A 19,681-nucleotide genomic window follows, 5' to 3' on the forward strand; every position below is an offset into this window, starting at 1 on the left:
TGGAGCCACCATGCGTTACAATCAACTTGGAAATACGGGGATGTTCGTCTCCGAACTTTGCCTCGGCACGATGACGTTCGGCGCGGGCGGCGAGAATGCCCAATGGGGCCTGATCGCCAGCCTCGACCAGAAGGGCGTCGACGAGATCGTTGCCCGCTCGCTCGTCGCCGGTGTCAATTTCTTCGACACGGCGGATGTTTATTCATTCGGCGCCTCGGAACGGCTTCTCGGCCAGTCGCTCAGGAACCTTGGCGTCAACCGGCAGGACGTGATCATCGCCACCAAGGTTCATGGCACCATGGGCGGCGGCCCGAACCAGCGCAGTTCCTCGCGCGGCCACATCATGGATTCGGTCGAAGGCAGCCTCGAACGGCTGCAGCTGGACCATATCGATCTTTACCAGCTGCACGGCACCGACACGGTGACGCCGATCGACGAGACGCTGCGGGCGCTCGACGACCTGGTTGCCGCCGGCAAGGTCCGCTATGTCGGCGTCTCGAACTGGCAGGCCTGGCGCATCGCCAAGGCGCTGGGTATTGCCGAGCGCAGAGGCTTTGCCCGCTTCGAGACCGTGCAGTCGTATTATTCGATCGCCGGCCGCGATCTCGAGCGCGAGATCGTGCCGCTGCTCAACGAGGAGAAGCTCGGGCTGATGGTCTGGTCGCCGATGGCAGGCGGCTTGCTCTCCGGCAAATACGGACCGGGTGCCCCCGGCAATGGCGAGGGCCGCCGCGCCAGCTTCAATTTCCCGCCGGTCAATGAGGACCGTGCCTGGGCAGCGGTCGCCGTCATGCGCGAGATCGCCGCCAAGCACGGCGTCAGCGTCGCCACGGTGGCGCTCGGCTATGTCCTGGCCAAGCCATTCATGATGAGCGTGATTATCGGCGCCAGCCGCATGGAGCAGCTTGAACAGAACCTTTCAGCCACCGAGTTGCAGCTCGATGCCGATGATCTTGTTCGCCTCGACGAAGTCAGTGCCCTGCCCGCCGAATACCCCGGCTGGATGCTGGAACGTCAGGCGGCCGGCCGGCGTCCGGCGCCCTTTGTGCCGAAAACGTAACTCAATCTCACCTTCGATTCGATGCTTCGGGAGCCGGCAGGCTCCCGATTTTTTTGGGCTCAGGTCAGCCGGACAGTCTCGACCAAAAAGTCCAAAAACGCCCGCACCCGCGCCGGCAGATGCTTGCCTTGGCCGACATAGACCGCGTGGGTGAGTTCCTCGTCGCCGGGGTTGAACTCTTCCAGCAGCGGCAACAGCCGGCCGGCGGCAATGTCGGCCTCCACGTGCCAGCGTGCCAGCCGGGCGATGCCCACCCCTGAGAGCGCCATCAGCCGCATCGCCTCGCCGTCGCTGACCAGCGTATTTCCGATGATCGACAGGGTGATCGGCTTGCCGGCCGCGTCGATAAAAGGCCAGCCCTCGAGGTGACGTACGAAACGGAAGCCCATCCGGTTGTGACGATCGAGATCGGCGGGCTCCTTGGGCGTGCCACGCGCTTCGAGATACGATGGCGCTGCAACGACGACCACCCGGCTCTGCCCGAGCTTGCGCGCCACCAGCCGTGATTCACCGAGCGGCCCGGCGCGGATGGCGACGTCAGCGCGCTCCTCCATCAGGTCGATGACATCGTCGGTCAACACCAGATCGACCGAGATTTCGGGGTAGCGCTCTAGGAAACGCGGCAAAAGCGGGATCAGCCGATGTTGCCCGAAAGGCACGTAGCTGTTGATCCGCAGCCGGCCACGCGGCGCGGCACCCGCCGCTGCCTCGCGCTCGGCCGCTGCCATGTCGGCCAGGATGCGCACGCCGCTGTCGAAGAACGCCGCGCCCTCTGGCGTCAGTTGCAGCTTACGCGTCGAACGGCTGACCAGCCGCGCGCCAAGCCGCGCCTCCAGCCGCGCGATCAGCTTGCTCACCGCCGACGGCGTCATCCGCAACGCACGGGCAGCGGCTGAAAAGCTGCCCGCCTCGACGACGCGGACGAACACTTCGATCTCGCCGGAGCGATTGATGTCGGGCCTAGCCATTGGTGAATCTATTTCACAGACGATGTGCCCGATGCAAGGCTGGTTCACAGCACATCGCGGCACGATCTTCGGCATCGGCGCGTGGGAGGACACGGCGCCCGTCGTCAAAATTGGTCGTCATCGAAGTGGGAACCGCCATGCCCCTTGCTCTTTACGCTCTTGCCGCCGGTGCCTTCGGTATCGGCGTCACCGAATTCGTCATCATGGGCCTGCTGCTCGACGTCAGCACCGATCTCGGCGTCTCGATCTCAGCTGCCGGCCAGCTGATTTCCGGCTATGCGCTCGGCGTTGTCATCGGCGCGCCGCTGCTGACGATCGCAACCGGCCGCTGGCCGCGCAAAATCGTGCTTCTGGCGCTGATGGCAATCTTCACGCTTGGCAATCTCGCCTGTGCGCTTGCCCCAGACTACTGGACGCTGATGGGTGCGCGCGTGCTGACCGCCTTCGCCCACGGCACCTTCTTCGGCGTTGGTTCGGTCGTGGCGACCGGGCTGGTGGCGCCCAACAAGAAAGCTTCGGCGATCGCCCTGATGTTCACCGGCCTGACCATCGCCAACATCCTCGGCGTGCCCTTCGGCACATGGCTCGGCCAGGCCTTCGGCTGGCGCGCGACCTTCTGGGCGGTGACCCTGGTCGGCATCGCCGCCTTCGCCATCATTCTCCTGCTGGTGCCGCGCAGTCGAACAGAGCCTGAGAAGAGCAATTTGCGCGCCGATCTCGCCGTGCTCGGCCGCACGCCCGTCCTGCTTGGCTTCGCCACCACCGTGCTTGGCTATGCCGGCGTCTTTGCCGTCTTCACCTACATCGCCCCGTTGCTGACCGAGATCACCGGTTTTGACGAAGCAGCGGTGTCGCCGATCCTGCTGGTCTTCGGCGGCGGCCTCATCGCCGGCAACCTCGCCGGCGGCAAGTTCGCCGACCGCTGGCTGGTACCTTCCGTTCTCGGCAGTCTCGTCGTGCTGGCGCTGGTGCTCGGCACCATGACCTTCGCCCTGCACAGCCAGGTCATGGCCGTCATCTATGTCGGTCTGCTCGGCGCTGCCGCGTTCGCCACCGTGGCGCCGCTGCAGATGTGGGTACTGGAAAAGGCACAAGGCGCCGGCCAGAGCCTAGCTTCATCCTTCAACATCGCCGCCTTCAACCTCGCCAATGCGGCCGGCGCCTGGCTCGGCGGCTTGGTCATCGCCCATGGTCCCGGCCTCGGTGCCGTCACCTGGGTCGCGGCCCTGTTGCCGCTTTCAGCGCTTGCCGTGGCAGCGTTTGCGCTACGCCTCGACCGAGATCCCGTCCTCGCCACACCGGAAATCGCGCGGTCATAGAACGGCAACCTCAACCAATCTTTGAAACAGCCATCCTTCCACAAGGAGCAAACCCATGGATTATCGAAATCTTGGCGCATCGGGCCTGAAGGTCCCGGCGCTCTCGTTCGGCGCTGGAACCTTCGGCGGTTCGGGCCCGCTGTTCGGCGCCTGGGGCAACAGCGATGCGACCGAAGCGCGGCGGCTGGTCGACATCTGTCTTGAGGCCGGCGTCAACCTGTTCGACACTGCCGATGTCTATTCGAATGGCGCTTCCGAACAAGTGCTCGGCGCTGCCATCAAGGGCCGCCGCGACGCCGTGCTGATCTCGACCAAGACCTCGCTGCCGATGGGCGACGGTCCCAACGATGCCGGCTCTTCGCGTTCACGCCTGATCAAGGCCGTCGAAGACGCGCTGAGGCGTCTTGGCACCGACTACATCGACCTGCTGCAACTGCACGCTTTCGACGCCGCAACACCGATCGAGGAGGCGCTGTCGACGCTGGACAGTCTCGTGCGCGCCGGCAAGCTGCGTTATGTCGGCGTCTCCAATTTTTCCGGCTGGCAAGTGATGAAGTCGCTCGGCCTGGCGGACAGATACGGCTATCCCCGATACGTCGCCCATCAGGTCTATTACTCGCTGGTCGGACGCGATTATGAATGGGAGTTGATGCCGCTCGGCCTCGACCAGGGTGTCGGTGCGCTGGTGTGGAGCCCGCTCGGCTGGGGCCGCCTGACCGGCAAGATCCGCCGTGGCCAGAAGCTGCCTGAGAAAAGCCGGCTGCATGACACCGCAAGCTTCGGACCGCCCGTCGAGGATGAGCATCTCTATCGGGTGATCGACGCGCTTGATGTTGTCGCCGAGGAAACCGGCAAGACCATACCGCAGATCGCCATCAATTGGCTGCTGCAGCGGCCGACCGTCGCCTCCGTCATCATCGGCGCGCGCAACGAGGAGCAGTTGCGCCAGAATCTCGGCGCCGTCGGCTGGTCCTTGACAGCCGGGCAGATGAAGAAGCTCGACACGGCAAGTGAGGTCACCGCACCCTACCCGTATTTTCCCTACCGCCGGCAGGAGGGGTTTGCCCGGCTGAGCCCGCCTGCAGTCTGACGCTCCAAAAGCTGGGGCGGCGGCTCCCAGCCTGCCACCCGCCCGGCTAATGCAGCACGAACTCGCCGTCGACCTTGCGCCATTCGTTCGGCGCGATCAGCTTCTGGTGCGTGTAGCTGACCGAATGCAGCGGGCCTTCGAGCTTGGCCTGCCAGAACTCGATGAAGCGGATCAGCACCGGAAATTTCGGGGCGATGTCGTAATCCTGCCAGATGAAGCTCTGCAGCAGATGCGGATGATCGGGAAAGTGATAAAGAATCTTGGCCGTGGTCAAGCCATAGCCCTTGAGCATCAGGTCCATTTCGGAATGGTCGCGCATTGCGGTCCCCTGGTTGATTCTCCTTCCTCCCAGCCTGAAATTGTGCACCCCATTTGCTTAATCGTCTATTGGTATTTCTGCGATCGAATCAGATTCCTCCCGCAAAAACATGTGCTTAGCAGCCACCTCACGAGAGTGCTGACACCGCCTGGCAAGGCACCTGCGGCATCCCGCCGCGCGAATCCAACGTCTAATGTTGCCGTCGCGGCCGAACTGTTAATAATGCGCGCGAATTCGCGGCCGCATCGCTGCGATCCTGCCGGCGGTCAAGCCGGCGGTTTGGTTTTGGGGAGGAAGGCGAAGAATGTCCGATGTTCATGTCCATCGCGTCCAGCCGGCGTGGAAGAAGAACGCGCTGATTGACAATGACACCTACCTGAAATGGTACGCCGACAGCGTCAAGAGCCCGGACAGGTTCTGGGGCAAGCACGGCAAGCGCATCGACTGGTTCAAGCCGTACAGCAAGGTCAAGAACACGTCCTTCGACGGCAAGGTCTCGATCAAATGGTTCGAGGATGGCCAGACCAACGTTTCCTGGAACTGCATCGACCGGCATCTGAAGAAGCGCGGCGAACAGACCGCTATCATCTGGGAAGGCGACAATCCCTACGACGATAGGAAGATCACCTATAACGAACTTCACGCGCATGTCTGCCGCCTCGCTAATGTGATGAAGAAGCACGGCGTCAAGAAGGGCGACCGCGTCACCATCTACATGCCGATGATCCCGGAGGCCGCTTATGCGATGCTCGCCTGCACGCGCATCGGCGCCATTCATTCGGTCGTCTTCGGCGGCTTTTCGCCGGACGCGCTGGCCGGACGCATCGACGACTGCAAGTCGACCTTCGTCATCACCGCCGACGAAGGCCTGCGCGGCGGCAAGTCGATCCCGTTGAAGGACAACACCGACAAGGCGATCGAGATCGCCGCCAAGGCTGGAACGAAAGTCGAAAAGGTCTTGGTAGTACGCCGCACCGGCGGCAAGACCGGCTGGGCCGCCGGGCGCGACGTCTGGTACCATGACGAGGTCGCGACGGTTAAGGCCGAATGCAAGCCCGAGAAGATGAACGCCGAGGACCCGCTGTTCATCCTCTACACATCCGGCTCGACCGGCAAGCCGAAGGGCGTGCTGCACACCACGGCCGGCTATCTCGTTTATGTCTCGATGACCCACCAATATGTCTTCGACTATCATGACGGCGATATCTACTGGTGCACCGCCGATGTCGGCTGGGTCACCGGCCACAGCTACATCGTCTACGGGCCGCTGGCCAACGGCGCAACCACGCTGATGTTCGAAGGCGTGCCGAACTACCCCTCGCAGTCGCGGTTCTGGGACGTGATCGACAAGCACAAGGTCAACATCTTCTACACCGCGCCGACGGCGCTGCGCGCGCTGATGGGTGCCGGCGATGCCCATGTCACCAAAACGTCGCGCAAGTCGCTGCGCGTGCTCGGCACCGTCGGCGAGCCGATCAATCCGGAAGCCTGGGAGTGGTATTTCAACGTCGTCGGCAACGGCAAGGTGCCGATCGTCGACACCTGGTGGCAGACCGAGACCGGCGGCATCATGATCACGCCGGTTCCGGGCGCCACCCACCTCAAGGCGGGTTCGGCGACGCGGCCCTTCTTTGGCGTCAAGCCGCAGCTGGTCGATGCCGACGGCAAGGTGCTGGAAGGCGAAGCCAGCGGCAATCTTTGTATTGCCGACTCATGGCCGGGCCAGATGCGCACCGTCTATGGCGATCACGACCGCTTCGTGCAGACCTATTTCTCGACCTACAGGGGCAGGTACTTCACCGGCGACGGCTGCCGCCGCGATGCTGACGGCTACTACTGGATCACCGGCCGCGTCGACGACGTCATCAACGTCTCCGGCCACCGCATGGGCACCGCCGAGGTCGAATCGGCGCTGGTTTCGCATGAGAAGGTCTCGGAGGCCGCCGTCGTCGGCTACCCGCACGATATCAAGGGCCAGGGCATTTACTGCTATGTCACGCTGATGGCCGGCGAGACGCCAAGCGAGGAACTGCGCCAGGAGCTCGTCGCCCATGTCCGCAAGGAGATCGGCGCCATCGCTTCGCCCGACAAGATCCAGTTCGCGGCCGGCCTGCCGAAGACGCGTTCCGGCAAGATCATGCGGCGCATCCTGCGCAAGATCGCCGAGGACGATTTTGCCACGCTCGGCGACACCTCGACGCTGGCCGATCCGGCGGTCGTCGACGACCTGATCGCCAACCGGCAGAACAAGAAGGGCTGATGCAACCCGCATTGGGCGCCGTCACCGCGCTTTGCCGCTATCCCGCGAGCTCGCTCGCCGGCGAGTTTCAGGAGGCGATCTCCGTGGACTGGCATACCGTCGAAGGCGACCGGCTGTTTGGCCTTGTCGATACCTTGACCGACGAAATCGCACGGCCCGACCGCGAAGCGAAATGGCACAAAGTGCCCCGCATCCGCACCCGGCTGTCGCAGGCCGGCAGACTGGAGGTCGCCATCCCGGACGGACGCTGGCTTTCGGCACCTGGCGCGCAAAGTGATCGCGCCATTTCCGCCTATCTCGGCTTTGCGGCTTCCATCCGGCCGTTCCGCCGGGAAAATGCGGCTCCGGATTACGCCGGCCCCCTGCTGATGGAACGCTACGTCAAAGCCCCTATTCATCTACTGACCACCGCCTCACTGGCGCGTTTGAAAGTGCTGCATCCAAAGGGCACGGCCGACCCGCGCCGCTTCCGCCCCAACATCGTCGTCGACATGGCGGCGGTCGAGGGATCGTTCCCGGAAACGGAATGGATCGGCCGCAAGCTGGCGATCGGCGATCTGCTGCTGACCATCTCCGAACCATGCCGCCGCTGCGGTTTCACCATCATCGCCCAGGACGGCTTCGACCACGATCCGGCAATCCTGCGCAGCCTGGTCCGCCACAATGCGCATAATATGGGCGTCTACTGCACCGTCGACCGACCGGCCCGCGTCGAGATCGGCGCCGCGATGCGCCTCCTGTAGCTATCGGTACAAATCCGCCCGCGTCGGCGGCAGGCCGCTCGGCCCACGCGCGCGCCTGGTGGCGACGGTCTGGAAAACCTGTGCCGATGCACGTTCGAAGGTAATCGAGCAGCCGGTGAGATAAAGTAGCCAGAGCCGCGCCTTGGCTTCGCCGACCTCGGCGATGGCTTCGTCAAAGCGTGCGTGGAGGCGCTCGGCCCACAGCCTGCAAGTGCGCGCATAGTGCTCGCGCAAGTTTTCGACGTCGTAGACGAGGAAGCCGTGCGCCTCGAGATTGCCGAGCGTCATGCCGATCGTATCGAGTTCGCCGCCCGGAAAAATGTATTTGATCAGCGCCTTGAATTCCGGCCCCTTGCGCAGCGTCTTCTTTATGTTGCCCTTGTCGCGCCGGGTGATGGCGTGGTGCAGATAGATGCCGCCGGGCTTGAGCAGGCGATGGATCCTCGAGAAATAGGCCGCATGGTTGGCAAGCCCCAGATGCTCGAACATGCCGATCGACGAGATCTTGTCGAAGGAGCCGGACAGCTCGGCATAGGACTTGATCTCGATGGTGATGCGGTCCTCCAGCCCCTCTGCGCGGATGCGCTCGCGGGCGAGCTCGGTCTGTGCCTCCGACAGCGAAACGCCGTGGCCGACGACGCCATAATTCTTCACCGCGTGGATGAGCATCGCTCCCCAGCCGCAGCCGATGTCGAGCAATCTGTCGCCGGGCTTCAGCCGAAGCTTGCGGCAGATATGGTCGAGCTTGTCTCTCTGCGCCTGATCGATATCGTTGGCAAAATCCTTGAAGTAGCCGCAGCTATAGACCATGCGCTCGTCGAGGAAGAGCCGGTAGAATGCGTTGGAAATGTCGTAGTGATGCTGGATCGCCTCCTTGCTCGAACCGCTGACGTAAGGATTGCGGCCGGAAAGATCGGTTCGCGCGGTCATCTGTTTTCGCGAAAACAGCACCGCCGGCAGGTCGCGCAGGATCGCCAGCTTCGGCAATGTCTTGAGCTTTGTCCTGAGCTTGCCGTGCGTGGGCAAGGCGTAGAAATCGAACAGCGATCCGTCTTCGACGTCGACCGCCTTGGCAATCCACATCTCGATCAGCGTCGATAAAGAAGGGCGGCGTACGATCTGCCAGACGATGTCCTGGTCATTGATAGTCAGCACCGGGCCGGTAGCCGGGCCGATCCGCTCGCCTGTCCACAGCCTCACCGCAAAACCCGGCTTAAGCGTCTCGATGACCGTCCGAACAATCCGGGCCGCTCTCTCGGCTGCCTCCATCCCCGTCCTCCCTTACCCGGCAAAATAGTGACCCGGAACAATAGCGGCTCGATCTTGCCTGCCCGATCGGCCGGCCGCAAGCTGCCTGAGTGCGCAAGCACGCTTGTTCAGGATTTTCGAGTGCCGCGCCTTGCCATTTGCCGGGTGACACCCCATCATGAGCGAGTGTTCAACAAATCGAAAGGAGGTGATCCGATGTCGAGTGATTTCGTTTTCCAGAACGTGGCCTCAGCGGATCGCACTTTCGGGAAGCAGTCTTCCCGTTAAGGCGCGAGATGCGCGGCTGGCGACCAGGGTCGCCGCCAGGAGCCGCGCCATGGACGGAAACACGGAAGGCCGCCGGCTTCGCGAGAAGCGGCGGCCTTTTCCTTTTTGGGCTGTTTGTCCTCTATTTGGTTACGGTCAACATCTCGACGTTGCGCACTATATCCTGGAAAGCCTGGTTGAGTTCCGTTCCATTGGCCGCCTGATAAAAGTGCTTGATCTTGGCGGTGTCCGGGCTCGCGCAATCCTGGAGCGTCGCCTTGGCATTCGTTTCGTTTAGGTCAAACCCAATGGTGAAGACCTCGATGCCCTTGTCGCGCATGGCAGCGCAAAGTGTCTTGGCTGCCGTGCGAGTCGGCTCCTTGCCGGCGTCATTGTAGACGTCGCTCACCGTGCTCGCATCGAAGTAGGACAGGTTGAATTCGCCATCGGTCATCAGGATCGCGATCTTGGCAACCTTCTTTGGATCCATCTTGGCCGGCCGTTCCGAGGCTTTCATCACACTGCCCCAGTTCTCCGAAAGCATGTACCAGCTCCACTGCACGCCGATATGGCCGGCAGTGCCGCCCGATGCGACAAAGGTCTTGATGACGTTCTTGAGCGCCGTGGCGTCCGCCGTCAGCGGTTTCAACGCGGCGGCAGGGCAGGCAGCCGTGCCGGTCTGCCAGGCGAAGGATGACAGCAGGTAGTCGCGATTGATCATGCTGACGTCGGGGCCCGCATCCGAATACTGATAGGTCCCCTTGCGCTCGGTGGCACAATTGTCCGGACGCACAAAGCCGGAGACATACTGCACGGCGCCATTGCCGGGCGCCTGTTTGCGTTGACTGGCGGTGGTTTCCACATAGACGCTGCTGGCGGCAATTGTACCGGCATTCACCGAATTGGCATAAGGCACGATAGCAACCCGCACACGTGGCTTGGAGGGGTCCTGGCCGCCCAGGAAGCTGTCGACAGCATTCGCTGCGGCCGTCCGCAGATCGATGATTTTCTGGCCGGCCATCGACCCGGTCACGTCGAGCATCATCGCGACTTCGACCTGCTTGTCCGAATAGAGCGCCGTCGTCGATGCGGGGACGCGTTGCATGCCACTCGTGCCGAAAAGCGGGAAATAGTAGTTGACATTGACATGGACGTCCGCCTGGACCGTGTTGGCGGTTCGGTCGACGGTCAATTTGTCGAGGACGATCTGGTCGTCCTGCAGGATACCCGCCGTGCTGTTGGCATCGAGAAAGGCCTGCACCGATTTGCTGGCGTCGGCCTCGCTGATGACGCCGGTTGTCAGGTCGCGGGCCGTCGAGGTGACCGCTGCATCGACGACGCCCTGCAAGCTCGACTTTACATTGTAGAGTTGGGACATGTTGACGGCAAAGCCGACACTCAGTGCCAGCACTGAGCCGATTATCCCAAACAGCACCGCGAAATTTCCGCTGCGATCCCCGGCAAAGTCGCCGATCGCTTGAACAAGCCTCCCGAAACGCCGCATTCCTACCGCCTCCATTCGCTACAGCCTGCAGCTGTCCGAACGCGCATTGCAGGAATCCGGCCGGATAGCGCCGCCAGGCGAGGGAAGGTAGGCGGCTACCTCTCAGGCCATTGTTTCCAAACGGTTTCGAGCGGTGACAAGGTAAACAGCTGGTAAACGAAAGCCGCGTCGGCGCGGCTTTGTTCACAAAGCGCTTACCAAGATTCGGGCTCGCAATTCGAGACGGCTGGACTGCGTCCCAATCCGGTACAGACGAGATGTATCGAACAGGATCAGTGCTACCGCGGTGGCGGCAGGTGGAAATCCGGACTTCGAATGTGTCCGAAGATCAGGCCAGCATCCGTGCGCTGACGGTCTTGTCGACGCCACGATAAGGCGGCTTGAACAGATTGCCTTCCTGCTCGTGCGTCCAGACCTTGAACAGGCTGAGCCGATGCGGGCCGAAACTGTGGAGCAGCGGCACGTCGGTGGCGTCGCGGCCGCGCGCGATGACGACGCGGCCGATCCTCGGCACATTGTGGCGAGGATCGAAAGTGTACCATCTGCCGTCGAGGAACACTTCCACCCACGCCGAGAAATCCATCGGCGCCGGATCGGCGGGCACGCCGATATCGCCGAGATAGCCGTTGACGTAGCGGGCGGGGATATTCATGCAGCGGCAGAGCGTGATCGCCAGATGGGCAAAGTCGCGGCAGACGCCGACGCGCTCCTCATGCGCTTGCGCCGCCGTGCGGGTCGAGCGCGCATAGCCGTAGCCGAAGGACAGCCGGTTATGGACATAGTCGACGATCGCCTGCACCCGCGCCCAGCCGGGCGGAAGCTGGCCGAAAAGTTGCCAGGCCAGGTCGCCGAGATGGTCGGTCTCGCAGTAACGGCTGCCGAGCAGATAGCCGAGCACATCGTCCGGCAATTCGGCGACCGGGACTTCCCTGGCCAGCGTGTTGACCTCGTCCGGCTCGCCGCTGTCCTCGACCACCGCGTCATAGAGGATGCGAAAGCTTCCGGCTGGCGCCGTGAAGCGGCGGCAGCTATTGCCGAAAAGATCGTGGTAGACCCTGGTCGGGACCGACGGCGACGTCAGTACGCGCGTCTGCCGCTTGATATCGGCCTGGCGATCCCGATGGATCTCGAGCAGCGAAACAATCGGCGTGGCTGCAGCGCATTCAATGGCAATTTCATAGCCGAGCCTGATCAGCATCGCCGTCCCCCTACGATCGTCATGGAAGATAGTGCTGGTCAACGCAGGAGAGTGTGCGGCGGTTCCTTGCGAACGTCGAAAACGACGCCTCGCGGCTTCCCATACGGACGCGGCAACGTTACGCTCGATCGACACGCGTCTTCGAAATAATCCCTCCAAGATGACCCCGGGAAAACCGATGTTTGCAGGCAGAAAATTCGCCGCCTTCCTGTTCGATATGGACGGCACGATTCTCAATTCGATTGCCGCGGCGGAAAGGGTCTGGGCAGCTTGGGCGCATCGGCAAGGTCTTGACGTCGCCGCATTCCTGCCGACCATCCACGGCGTGCGGGCGATCGAGACCATCGGCCGGCTGGCGCTCCCGGGCGTCGATCCTGCGCGTGAAGCCGAATCGCTTTTGCAGGCCGAGGCGGCCGATGTCGAGGGCATTCGCCCGATTGCCGGCGCCGCGGCCTTCCTGGCGTCGCTGCCGCCCGGAAGCTGGGCGATCGCCACTTCGGCACCGCGCGAGCTGGCCCTGCTGCGCCTGCAGGCCGCCGGTATTCCGGCTCCCGCCGTGATCGTTGCGGCGGAGGACGTATCGCGCGGCAAGCCGGCGCCCGACTGCTTCCGGCTGGCGGCCGAGCGGCTCGGCGTCGATGTGCGCGACTGCCTCGTCTTCGAGGACGCACCGGCCGGCATAGCGGCAGCCGAAGCCGCGGGCGCTGCGGTCGTGGTGATCAGCGCCACGCACCGGCATACGTTGGAGACGCCGCATGCCGCCATCACCGGCTATGACGCGATCGGCATCGCCGTCGATGCCAGCGGCTGGATAGCCATCGAAGCGGAACGGACCGCACAGCCTGCGTAGTTTGGCACCCTGCCTGGGCTAAAAGTCGCTGGTCAGGCCCTTGACCTCCCAGTCGCCGTAGCGGCCGGGCTCCTTGCCGCCGCGCCCGCCGATCTCCCTCGGCAGCGTGGCTTCCTGCTCGCGATATTTGTCCCGCCGGGCCTCGGCCTCGGCCAAGGCGCGCCTGGCTGCCGGGGTCAGCAGCTTTTGCGGCGAGCCGTTAGCATGCGTTTGGCTGGTTTTGTCGATCATGCGATCTTCCGCTAGATTGAAACAGGCCCCGATTGAAACGGGAACCGCTGTTTCCCATCATATAGCGATGGGCCCACAAGGATCGACCCCTTTGTTGGGCCAGAACGGAGCAGACGATGAACACCCTTCGCACCGCCATGCTATTGGCCGCAATGACGGCCCTGTTCATGGGTGTCGGCTATCTGGTCGGCGGATCCGGCGGCATGATAATTGCCTTGCTGATCGCCGCCGGCACCAATTTGTTCAGCTATTGGAACGCCGACAAGATGGTGCTGTCGATGCACCGTGCGATCGAGGTCGACGAACGCAACGCGCCTGAATATTACGCCATCGTGAAGGGTCTGGCGCAACGCGCCGGCCTGCCGATGCCAAGAACCTATCTCATCGACAATCCGCAGCCCAATGCCTTCGCCACCGGCCGCAATCCGCAAAATGCCGCTGTCGCCGCCAGCACCGGCCTGCTCGAGCGGCTGTCGCATGAAGAAGTCGCGGCGGTGATGGCGCACGAGCTCGCTCATGTGCAGCACCGCGATACGCTGACCATGACGATCGTCGCCACCTTCGCGGGCGCAATTTCGATGCTCGGCAATTTCGCCTTCTTTTTCGGCGGCAACCGCGAAAACAACAATTCCTTTGGCATCGTCGGCGTGCTGGTGGCGATGATCGTCGCGCCGCTGGCCGCCATGATCGTGCAGATGGCGGTGAGCCGCACCCGCGAATACGAGGCCGACCGGCGCGGTGCCGAAATCTGTGGACACCCGCTGTGGCTCGCCTCGGCACTTGACAAGATCGCGCGGGGCGCCGAACGCATCCGCAACCCCGATGCCGAGCGCAATCCGGCAACCGCCCATCTCTTCATCATCAATCCTCTTTCCGGCGAGCGCATGGACAGTTTGTTTTCCACTCACCCGAGCACAGAAAACCGCATTGCCGCATTGCAGAGGATGGCGAGCGAGATGGCCGGCGCACCCGAAGCGGCCGAGGCACCAAGGCCGGCGCCGGAAGGGACCGGGCAGCAGCCGTCGGGCCCGTGGGACAGGGCCGCGCGGCCCGAGAGGCCGGCTGAGCCGGCCAAGCCGAGGCCCAATCCCTGGGGACGCAATCCGACCGGACCCAAGGGTCCTTGGTCGTGAGCGGAGCCATGGACAGCAATTGCGAGATCTCGCTGGCGGAAATCCGCGATCTCTGTGCGAGGCACTGGAACCCCATCGGCATACCGATGGCGAACCTGGCACCATCGAGCGAGCCGCGATTCCGCCGCCCGCTGCCTGCCGACGAATATGATACCTATCTTCTCCATGTCATCCGACTTGTCGGCGATGGTGCATCTCCGAGCCAAGTCGCGGATTACCTCAGCACTGTGGAGAACGAGTACATCCAACTGACTTCTCCCCGAGGAAGCAAAGACGATTTTGTCAGCGCCGTCTTTGGACTGGCCAAACGAACATCGACACTGTGAAGCCGCTTCCAAGCCAAGTTTCAGAGGTTGTCGGCCTCCCCGCGCGCAAGGCAGCCGCGCGCCTGCTTACCGCCGTCATTGACGCGAAAACGCCGCTCGATGGGCTGACCGACCACGAGAACGGCCATCCGCAATACAAGGCGCTCGACCTGCGCGACCGCGCCCTGGTGCGCGCCATTCTGGTCACCGCCCTGCGCTACCGCATGACCATATCAGGCCTTTTGGCCCGCCGCCTGGAAAAGCCGCTGCCGCCCAATGCCACGGCGCTTTCGCATATCTTGCATGTGGCGGCAGCGCAGATCCTGTTCCTCGATGTTCCCGACAGCGCTGCCGTCGACCTCGCCGTCACGCACGCCAAGTCCGATCCGCGGACGGCGCGCTTTTCCGGCCTCGTCAACGGCGTGCTGCGCACGCTGGCGCGGGCCAAGCAGGACGAGCTCGCGGCCGCACTTGCCGCAACCGACGAGGCGCCAAAATGGTTTTCCGACCGTTTGAAAATGGTCTACGGCCTCGACAAAGCCAGGCAGATACAGCTCGCCCATCGCCATGAGGCGCCGGTCGATTTCTCGGTCAAGTCGGACCCGGCGCTGTGGGCCGAACGGCTCGGCGGCTTTGTCTTGCCGACCGGCACGGTGCGGGTGGAAAAGCTCAGCGCTTCCGTGACCGAACTGCCCGGTTTCGCGGAAGGCGCCTGGTGGGTTCAGGACGCGGCGGCCAGCCTGCCGGCCCGGCTGTTCGGCGACATCAATGGTTTGCGAATCGCCGACCTCTGTGCCGCGCCGGGCGGCAAGACCGCCCAGCTGATCCTCGCCGGCGCCCATGTCACCGCGCTCGACATGTCCAAAACGCGGCTGGCACGGTTGACGCAGAACCTTGAACGGCTCGGTCTGGCCGCCGAGATCGTCCAGGCCGATCTGCTCAAATACGAGCCGAAAGACCGCTTCGACGCCGTCCTCCTCGACGCACCTTGCTCTTCGACCGGCACGGTGCGGCGGCATCCCGACGTCCCCTGGACGAAGACGGCGGCCGACGTCGAAAAACTGGCCGACCTGCAACGCCGGCTGCTTGCCCGCGCCGTCACCCTGGTCAAGCCTGGCGGTCGCATCGTCTTTTCCAACTGTTCGCTCGATCCGCTGGAAGGCGAAGAGCTCCATCGCGACTTTCTCGCCGGCAATGCGGAGATTGTCGACGACCCACTTCGGCCGGGTGAGATCGCCGGCATCGACCCGTTCCTGACGCCGCAAGGCACGTTGCGCACCACGCCTGCCGATCTGGAGTTAGGCTCGCCGGGCCGCTCCGGGCTGGACGGCTTCTTTGCCGCCCGCATGCGCAGAGCCGGCTAAGGGCCGATCTTGAAGCGCCGTCCGGCTTCTTGGGGCGAGGAGGCATGGAAAACCGGCTGAACGGCCCCACTGCCGCGGAATTCGCCTTCGCACAAGTTCTTGAATCATATAAACTTGTGCTTGGGTGAGGACGATCAGGAGGGGTTTTGGCAATCGCTGCCGGTAACACGACGCGTCTGTGGACGCTTGTCGCGAGGGAGTTCTGGCGCAAGACGCGCCGGCGCTTGCGCGCCGGGCCACTCTATCGCTGGCGTTACTCCGGCCGCACGCCGGAGCGCGTCCTGATTGCCCCGCCGGACCTGCGCCTCGCCGATCCTCAGATCGCGCTCGAGATCTATTACGGCCGCTATCCGCTTTCGGGGCATCTGGTCGAGACCGGTGGCAAATCGCCCTTCCAGATCGACGTGCCCAATCCCGGCTGGCAAAAAACGCTGCATGGCTTTCGCTGGCTGCGCCATATGCGTGCCGCGGGTACCGAGCTCGCCGCCGCCAACGCGCGGGCGTTGGTTTCCGACTGGATTGCAATCCATGGCAGCTATATTTCCGGCGTCGCCTGGGAGCCGGGCACGACGGCCAAGCGTGTCATTGCCTGGCTGCAGCATTCCTCGATCGTGTTGCAGGGCGCCGAATTTCCGTTCTACCGCGGGTTCCTGAAGTCGCTCGCCGTCCAGATCCGCTATCTGCGCGCCATGGTGCGCGAGATGCCGGATGGCAAGGACAGGCTGCGCGCGCGCATTGCGCTGGCCTTTGCCGCTTTGTCGCTGCCGGCGCCGGCCTCGGCGCTGCGCGGTGCCACACGCAATCTCGCCGAGGAGCTCGACCGCCAGATCCTGCCTGACGGCGGCCATATCTCGCGCAATCCGATGACCGTGCTTGAAATCCTCGCCGACCTTCTGCCGTTGCGCCAGACCTACGCCAATCAGGCCGAGACGCCGCCGGCCGCCCTGATCGGCGCCATCGACCGGATGCTGCCGGCACTGCGCTTCTTTCGCCATCAGGATGGCAGCCTTGCCCGCTTCAACGGCATGGGCGCCACTATTCACGACCGTATCGCCAGCATCCTGCATCACGACGACACCGCCGGCGCACCGTTGCTGCACGCGCCGCATTCGGGTTACGAGCGCCTGTCGATGGGCGGTGCCACTGTGATCGCCGATACCGGCCCGCCGCCGCCCGTCGACGTGTCCAATGCCGCTCACGCCGGATGCCTCGCCTTCGAATTGTCGTCGGGCCGCCAGCACTATATCGTCAACGCCGGAATAGACACTTACGGCGCCGCCGAGTTCCGGCCGCTTGCCCGCGCCACCGCCGCCCACTCGACCGCCACCATCAACGACACCTCATCGGCGCGCTTCAACCATTCCTTGCGCGTCAACGACCTGCTCGGCACGCCTTTGATCGGCGGGCCGCAACATGTGCCTTGCAAGCGTACCGACCAGAAGGGCAGCCAGGGCTTCATCGCCCGCCATGACGGCTATGTGGCGCGCTTCGGCTTTCTGCATGAGCGCGAGCTGAAATTATCGACCGAAGGCAATGTGCTTGCCGGCAGGGACCGCTTCCTGCGCCCGGGCGGCGCTTCTATCCGCAACAATGGCCGTGATTTCGTCACGGTGCGTTTCCATGTCCATCCCGATATTAACCTGCTCCAGGATGAGCATGACCGTCTGGTGCTGGCCGCCGACCATGCCGACACTTGGGTGTTTACCTCTACCGAAGTGGCGCCCGAGGTCGAGGAATCGATCTATTTCGCCGGACTCGGCGGCCCACGCCGCAGCCGCCAGATCGTGCTTGCCTTCAAGGCCTCGGAAATTTCCGAGGTCCACTGGCAATTGACGCGCACCATCATCGCCGGCCGTCCGGAAAAAGCTGAAGCCGGTGGCAACGGCAGACACTGATCAAGCCTTGCGGCTTGATTTCCGGGCCTCATATGCTACGGCCCGCGGACGCTCTCCAACCAGAACTGGAAAGGCCGCCAGCCCATGGCCGTCGCCGCCAAGAACATTCCCGCGCCCGACCTTGTTCCCATCCGTCGCGCGCTGCTCTCCGTCTTCGACAAGACCGGCCTGATCGATTTCGCCAGGGCGCTGGCTTCGGCCGGCGTCGAGCTGGTTTCGACCGGCGGCACCGCAAGGGCCCTTGCCGAGGCAGGCATGGCGGTGCGCGACGTGTCCGAGCTCACCGGCTTTCCCGAGATCATGGACGGCCGCGTCAAGACGCTGCACCCGTCGGTGCACGGCGCACTACTTGGCGTGCGCGACGATCCCGAGCACGCCGCGGCGATGCGCGACCATGGCATCGAGCCGATCGATCTCGTCATTTCCAATCTTTATCCGTTCGAAGAGGTGCGTCGCTCCCGCGCCGACTACGCGGCGATCGTCGAGAACATCGACATCGGCGGCCCGGCGATGATCCGTGCCTCGGCCAAGAACCACGCCTATGTCGGCATCGTCACCGACCCCGATGACTATGCCTCGGTGCTCAACGCGCTGGAGATGAATTTCGGGTCGTTGTCGCTGGATTTCCGCAAGAAGCTGGCAGCCAAGGCCTTTGCCCGCACCGCCACCTACGATGCGGCGATCTCGGGATGGTTTGCCGAGGCGCTTGAGATCGAGCATCCGACATGGCGCGCCTTCGGCGGCAAGCTGCAATCGGTGATGCGCTACGGCGAAAACCCGCATCAGGGCGCCGGCTTCTATGTCAATGGCGACAGGCGGCCGGGCGTCGCCACGGCGCGCCAGCTTCAGGGCAAGCAGCTTTCCTACAACAACATCAACGATACCGACGCTGCCTTCGAGCTGGTCGGCGAATTCGATCCGGCCCGCTCCGCAGCAGTTGCCATCATCAAGCACGCCAACCCGTGCGGCGTCGCCGAGGACGCTTCGCTGCAGGCGGCTTATGCCAAGGCGCTGGCCTGCGACCCGGTCTCGGCCTTCGGCGGAATCGTCGCCATGAACCGCATCCTCGATGCCGGAACCGCCGAAGAGATCGTCAAAACCTTTACCGAAGTGATCATCGCACCGGAGGCGTCCGAAGAAGCAGTCCGCATCATTGCCGCCAAGAAGAATCTACGCCTGCTGGTCACCGGCGGCCTGCCCGACCCGCGCGCCGCGGGCCTCGGCTTGAAATCGGTTGCTGGCGGCTTGCTGGTCCAGGGCCGCGACAATGGGGTGGTAGATGACCTCGACCTGAAAGTGGTGACCAGGCGCGCTCCGACGCCGGCCGAATTGGCCGATCTGAAATTCGCCTTTCGCGTAGCAAAGCACGTCAAGTCGAACGCCATCGTCTATGCCAGGGACGGCGCCACGGTCGGCATCGGCGCCGGCCAGATGAGCCGGGTCGATTCCTCGCGCATCGCCGCGCGCAAGGCGCTCGACGCCGCCGAGGCTGCCGGTCTGACGGAGCCTTTGACCAAGGGATCGGTCGTCGCCTCGGATGCCTTCTTCCCGTTCGCGGATGGGCTTTTGTCGGCAATCGAAGCCGGCGCTACCGCCGTCATCCAGCCCGGCGGCTCGATGCGCGACGACGATGTCATCGCCGCCGCCGACGCTCACGGCATTGCCATGGTCTTCACCGGAGTGAGGCACTTCCGGCATTGAACTCCCTCCCTTCCCCTTGCTATCGGATTCACACATTTTGCAGATTGAGTTTGGTTCCGTACTTGATGGCGTGGAATTCGGCGAGGCCGATGCGCATGACCTTGGGGCCTGGCTTGCCGTAGTAGCCTGTCCAGCCGCCGAGGCGGGCGATGGCCCAGGCCGCGAAGGCTAGAGAGCCTTTGGGGTGAGGATTGCGTTGTCGTTCGGTCTTGCCTTCGAGCTTGGC

At 63.6% G+C, this 19,681-nt stretch carries 17 protein-coding genes and 1 pseudogene; 11 read left to right on the forward strand and 7 right to left on the reverse strand.

The window, feature by feature from the left end; all coding sequences use genetic code 11:
* The first annotated feature begins 10 nt into the window (after nucleotides 1-10).
* On the forward strand, nucleotides 11-1,060 hold the full coding sequence (locus tag NKH21_RS14115) for an aldo/keto reductase (RefSeq protein ID WP_352669481.1): 1,050 nt from the start codon (nucleotides 11-13) through the stop codon (nucleotides 1,058-1,060).
* Nucleotides 1,061-1,119: 59 nt separating this feature from the next.
* Here NKH21_RS14115 and NKH21_RS14120 read toward each other — a convergent pair whose 3' ends face one another.
* Complete coding sequence (locus NKH21_RS14120; RefSeq protein ID WP_352669483.1) at nucleotides 1,120-2,028, reverse strand: LysR family transcriptional regulator; 909 nt, start codon at nucleotides 2,026-2,028, stop codon at nucleotides 1,120-1,122.
* Nucleotides 2,029-2,165: 137 nt separating this feature from the next.
* Here NKH21_RS14120 and NKH21_RS14125 point away from each other — a divergent pair, with 137 nt between their 5' ends.
* Both NKH21_RS14125 and NKH21_RS14130 read left to right on the forward strand, forming a co-directional pair.
* Nucleotides 2,166-3,347 carry an MFS transporter gene (locus tag NKH21_RS14125; protein WP_352669486.1) on the forward strand — a complete coding sequence of 394 codons (1,182 nt, stop codon included), beginning with the start codon at nucleotides 2,166-2,168 and terminating at the stop codon, nucleotides 3,345-3,347.
* A 55-nt stretch (nucleotides 3,348-3,402) separates the two neighbouring features.
* Nucleotides 3,403-4,437: an aldo/keto reductase gene (locus tag NKH21_RS14130; protein WP_352669489.1), complete on the forward strand. Its 1,035-nt coding sequence runs from the start codon at nucleotides 3,403-3,405 to the stop codon at nucleotides 4,435-4,437.
* Nucleotides 4,438-4,483: 46 nt separating this feature from the next.
* Here NKH21_RS14130 and NKH21_RS14135 read toward each other — a convergent pair whose 3' ends face one another.
* Complete coding sequence (locus tag NKH21_RS14135) at nucleotides 4,484-4,756, reverse strand: usg protein (RefSeq protein ID WP_023719720.1); 273 nt, start codon at nucleotides 4,754-4,756, stop codon at nucleotides 4,484-4,486.
* A 304-nt stretch (nucleotides 4,757-5,060) separates the two neighbouring features.
* On the opposite strand from NKH21_RS14135, the gene acs reads away from it, so the two are divergent.
* The gene (gene acs / locus NKH21_RS14140; protein WP_352669490.1) at nucleotides 5,061-7,016 is read left to right on the forward strand and encodes an acetate--CoA ligase; all 1,956 of its coding nucleotides are present in this window, start codon (nucleotides 5,061-5,063) and stop codon (nucleotides 7,014-7,016) included.
* Nucleotides 7,016-7,759: an MOSC domain-containing protein gene (locus NKH21_RS14145; protein ID WP_352669492.1), complete on the forward strand. Its 744-nt coding sequence runs from the start codon at nucleotides 7,016-7,018 to the stop codon at nucleotides 7,757-7,759. Before acs ends, NKH21_RS14145 begins: the two co-directional genes overlap by 1 nt.
* Here the strand turns inward: NKH21_RS14145 and NKH21_RS14150 are convergent, their stop codons facing one another.
* The 3 genes from NKH21_RS14150 to NKH21_RS14160 form a co-directional block, all read right to left on the reverse strand.
* Nucleotides 7,760-9,028, reverse strand: coding sequence for a class I SAM-dependent methyltransferase (locus NKH21_RS14150; protein WP_352669495.1), 1,269 nt, complete (start codon nucleotides 9,026-9,028; stop codon nucleotides 7,760-7,762).
* Between the two features lie 388 nt (nucleotides 9,029-9,416).
* On the reverse strand, nucleotides 9,417-10,778 hold the full coding sequence (locus tag NKH21_RS14155) for a pilus assembly protein TadG-related protein (protein WP_352669497.1): 1,362 nt from the start codon (nucleotides 10,776-10,778) through the stop codon (nucleotides 9,417-9,419).
* A 328-nt stretch (nucleotides 10,779-11,106) separates the two neighbouring features.
* Nucleotides 11,107-11,976: a transglutaminase-like domain-containing protein gene (locus tag NKH21_RS14160; protein ID WP_352669500.1), complete on the reverse strand. Its 870-nt coding sequence runs from the start codon at nucleotides 11,974-11,976 to the stop codon at nucleotides 11,107-11,109.
* A gap of 178 nt (nucleotides 11,977-12,154) precedes the next feature.
* On the opposite strand from NKH21_RS14160, the gene NKH21_RS14165 reads away from it, so the two are divergent.
* Nucleotides 12,155-12,826, forward strand: coding sequence for an HAD-IA family hydrolase (locus NKH21_RS14165; protein ID WP_352669502.1), 672 nt, complete (start codon nucleotides 12,155-12,157; stop codon nucleotides 12,824-12,826).
* Between the two features lie 18 nt (nucleotides 12,827-12,844).
* Here NKH21_RS14165 and NKH21_RS14170 read toward each other — a convergent pair whose 3' ends face one another.
* On the reverse strand, nucleotides 12,845-13,057 hold the full coding sequence (locus tag NKH21_RS14170; RefSeq protein WP_352669505.1) for a DUF1674 domain-containing protein: 213 nt from the start codon (nucleotides 13,055-13,057) through the stop codon (nucleotides 12,845-12,847).
* A gap of 116 nt (nucleotides 13,058-13,173) precedes the next feature.
* On the opposite strand from NKH21_RS14170, the gene htpX reads away from it, so the two are divergent.
* The 5 genes from htpX to purH all read left to right on the forward strand — a co-directional run bounded on the left by htpX (nucleotide 13,174) and on the right by purH (nucleotide 19,455).
* Nucleotides 13,174-14,190 carry a zinc metalloprotease HtpX gene (gene htpX, locus NKH21_RS14175; RefSeq protein ID WP_352669508.1) on the forward strand — a complete coding sequence of 339 codons (1,017 nt, stop codon included), beginning with the start codon at nucleotides 13,174-13,176 and terminating at the stop codon, nucleotides 14,188-14,190.
* A gap of 8 nt (nucleotides 14,191-14,198) precedes the next feature.
* Complete coding sequence (locus tag NKH21_RS14180; protein ID WP_352669510.1) at nucleotides 14,199-14,516, forward strand: hypothetical protein; 318 nt, start codon at nucleotides 14,199-14,201, stop codon at nucleotides 14,514-14,516.
* Nucleotides 14,513-15,859: an RsmB/NOP family class I SAM-dependent RNA methyltransferase gene (locus NKH21_RS14185; RefSeq protein ID WP_352669512.1), complete on the forward strand. Its 1,347-nt coding sequence runs from the start codon at nucleotides 14,513-14,515 to the stop codon at nucleotides 15,857-15,859. The genes NKH21_RS14180 and NKH21_RS14185 overlap by 4 nt, the downstream gene beginning before the upstream one ends.
* Before the next feature lie 146 nt (nucleotides 15,860-16,005).
* Complete coding sequence (locus tag NKH21_RS14190; protein ID WP_352669515.1) at nucleotides 16,006-17,754, forward strand: heparinase II/III family protein; 1,749 nt, start codon at nucleotides 16,006-16,008, stop codon at nucleotides 17,752-17,754.
* A gap of 84 nt (nucleotides 17,755-17,838) precedes the next feature.
* Nucleotides 17,839-19,455 carry a bifunctional phosphoribosylaminoimidazolecarboxamide formyltransferase/IMP cyclohydrolase gene (gene purH / locus NKH21_RS14195; protein ID WP_352865606.1) on the forward strand — a complete coding sequence of 539 codons (1,617 nt, stop codon included), beginning with the start codon at nucleotides 17,839-17,841 and terminating at the stop codon, nucleotides 19,453-19,455.
* A gap of 28 nt (nucleotides 19,456-19,483) precedes the next feature.
* Here the strand turns inward: purH and NKH21_RS14200 are convergent.
* Nucleotides 19,484-19,681 (reverse strand): annotated as a pseudogene (locus NKH21_RS14200) (IS4 family transposase); the annotation flags it as partial.

This window comes from Mesorhizobium sp. M1329 (assembly GCF_040318035.1).
In the GTDB taxonomy this organism is placed as follows: Bacteria; Pseudomonadota; Alphaproteobacteria; order Rhizobiales; family Rhizobiaceae; genus Mesorhizobium.

What these genes read in the sequence shown, in the direction of transcription:
- NKH21_RS14115 (WP_352669481.1), top strand. Translation starts at nt 11, where the DNA reads ATGCGTTACAATCAACTTGGAAATACGGGGATGTTCGTCTCCGAACTT.
- NKH21_RS14120 (WP_352669483.1), bottom strand. Translation starts at nt 2,028, where the DNA reads ATGGCTAGGCCCGACATCAATCGCTCCGGCGAGATCGAAGTGTTCGTC.
- NKH21_RS14125 (WP_352669486.1), top strand. Translation starts at nt 2,166, where the DNA reads ATGCCCCTTGCTCTTTACGCTCTTGCCGCCGGTGCCTTCGGTATCGGC.
- NKH21_RS14130 (WP_352669489.1), top strand. Translation starts at nt 3,403, where the DNA reads ATGGATTATCGAAATCTTGGCGCATCGGGCCTGAAGGTCCCGGCGCTC.
- NKH21_RS14135 (WP_023719720.1), bottom strand. Translation starts at nt 4,756, where the DNA reads ATGCGCGACCATTCCGAAATGGACCTGATGCTCAAGGGCTATGGCTTG.
- acs (WP_352669490.1), top strand. Translation starts at nt 5,061, where the DNA reads ATGTCCGATGTTCATGTCCATCGCGTCCAGCCGGCGTGGAAGAAGAAC.
- NKH21_RS14145 (WP_352669492.1), top strand. Translation starts at nt 7,016, where the DNA reads ATGCAACCCGCATTGGGCGCCGTCACCGCGCTTTGCCGCTATCCCGCG.
- NKH21_RS14150 (WP_352669495.1), bottom strand. Translation starts at nt 9,028, where the DNA reads ATGGAGGCAGCCGAGAGAGCGGCCCGGATTGTTCGGACGGTCATCGAG.
- NKH21_RS14155 (WP_352669497.1), bottom strand. Translation starts at nt 10,778, where the DNA reads ATGCGGCGTTTCGGGAGGCTTGTTCAAGCGATCGGCGACTTTGCCGGG.
- NKH21_RS14160 (WP_352669500.1), bottom strand. Translation starts at nt 11,976, where the DNA reads ATGCTGATCAGGCTCGGCTATGAAATTGCCATTGAATGCGCTGCAGCC.
- NKH21_RS14165 (WP_352669502.1), top strand. Translation starts at nt 12,155, where the DNA reads ATGTTTGCAGGCAGAAAATTCGCCGCCTTCCTGTTCGATATGGACGGC.
- NKH21_RS14170 (WP_352669505.1), bottom strand. Translation starts at nt 13,057, where the DNA reads ATGATCGACAAAACCAGCCAAACGCATGCTAACGGCTCGCCGCAAAAG.
- htpX (WP_352669508.1), top strand. Translation starts at nt 13,174, where the DNA reads ATGAACACCCTTCGCACCGCCATGCTATTGGCCGCAATGACGGCCCTG.
- NKH21_RS14180 (WP_352669510.1), top strand. Translation starts at nt 14,199, where the DNA reads ATGGACAGCAATTGCGAGATCTCGCTGGCGGAAATCCGCGATCTCTGT.
- purH (WP_352865606.1), top strand. Translation starts at nt 17,839, where the DNA reads ATGGCCGTCGCCGCCAAGAACATTCCCGCGCCCGACCTTGTTCCCATC.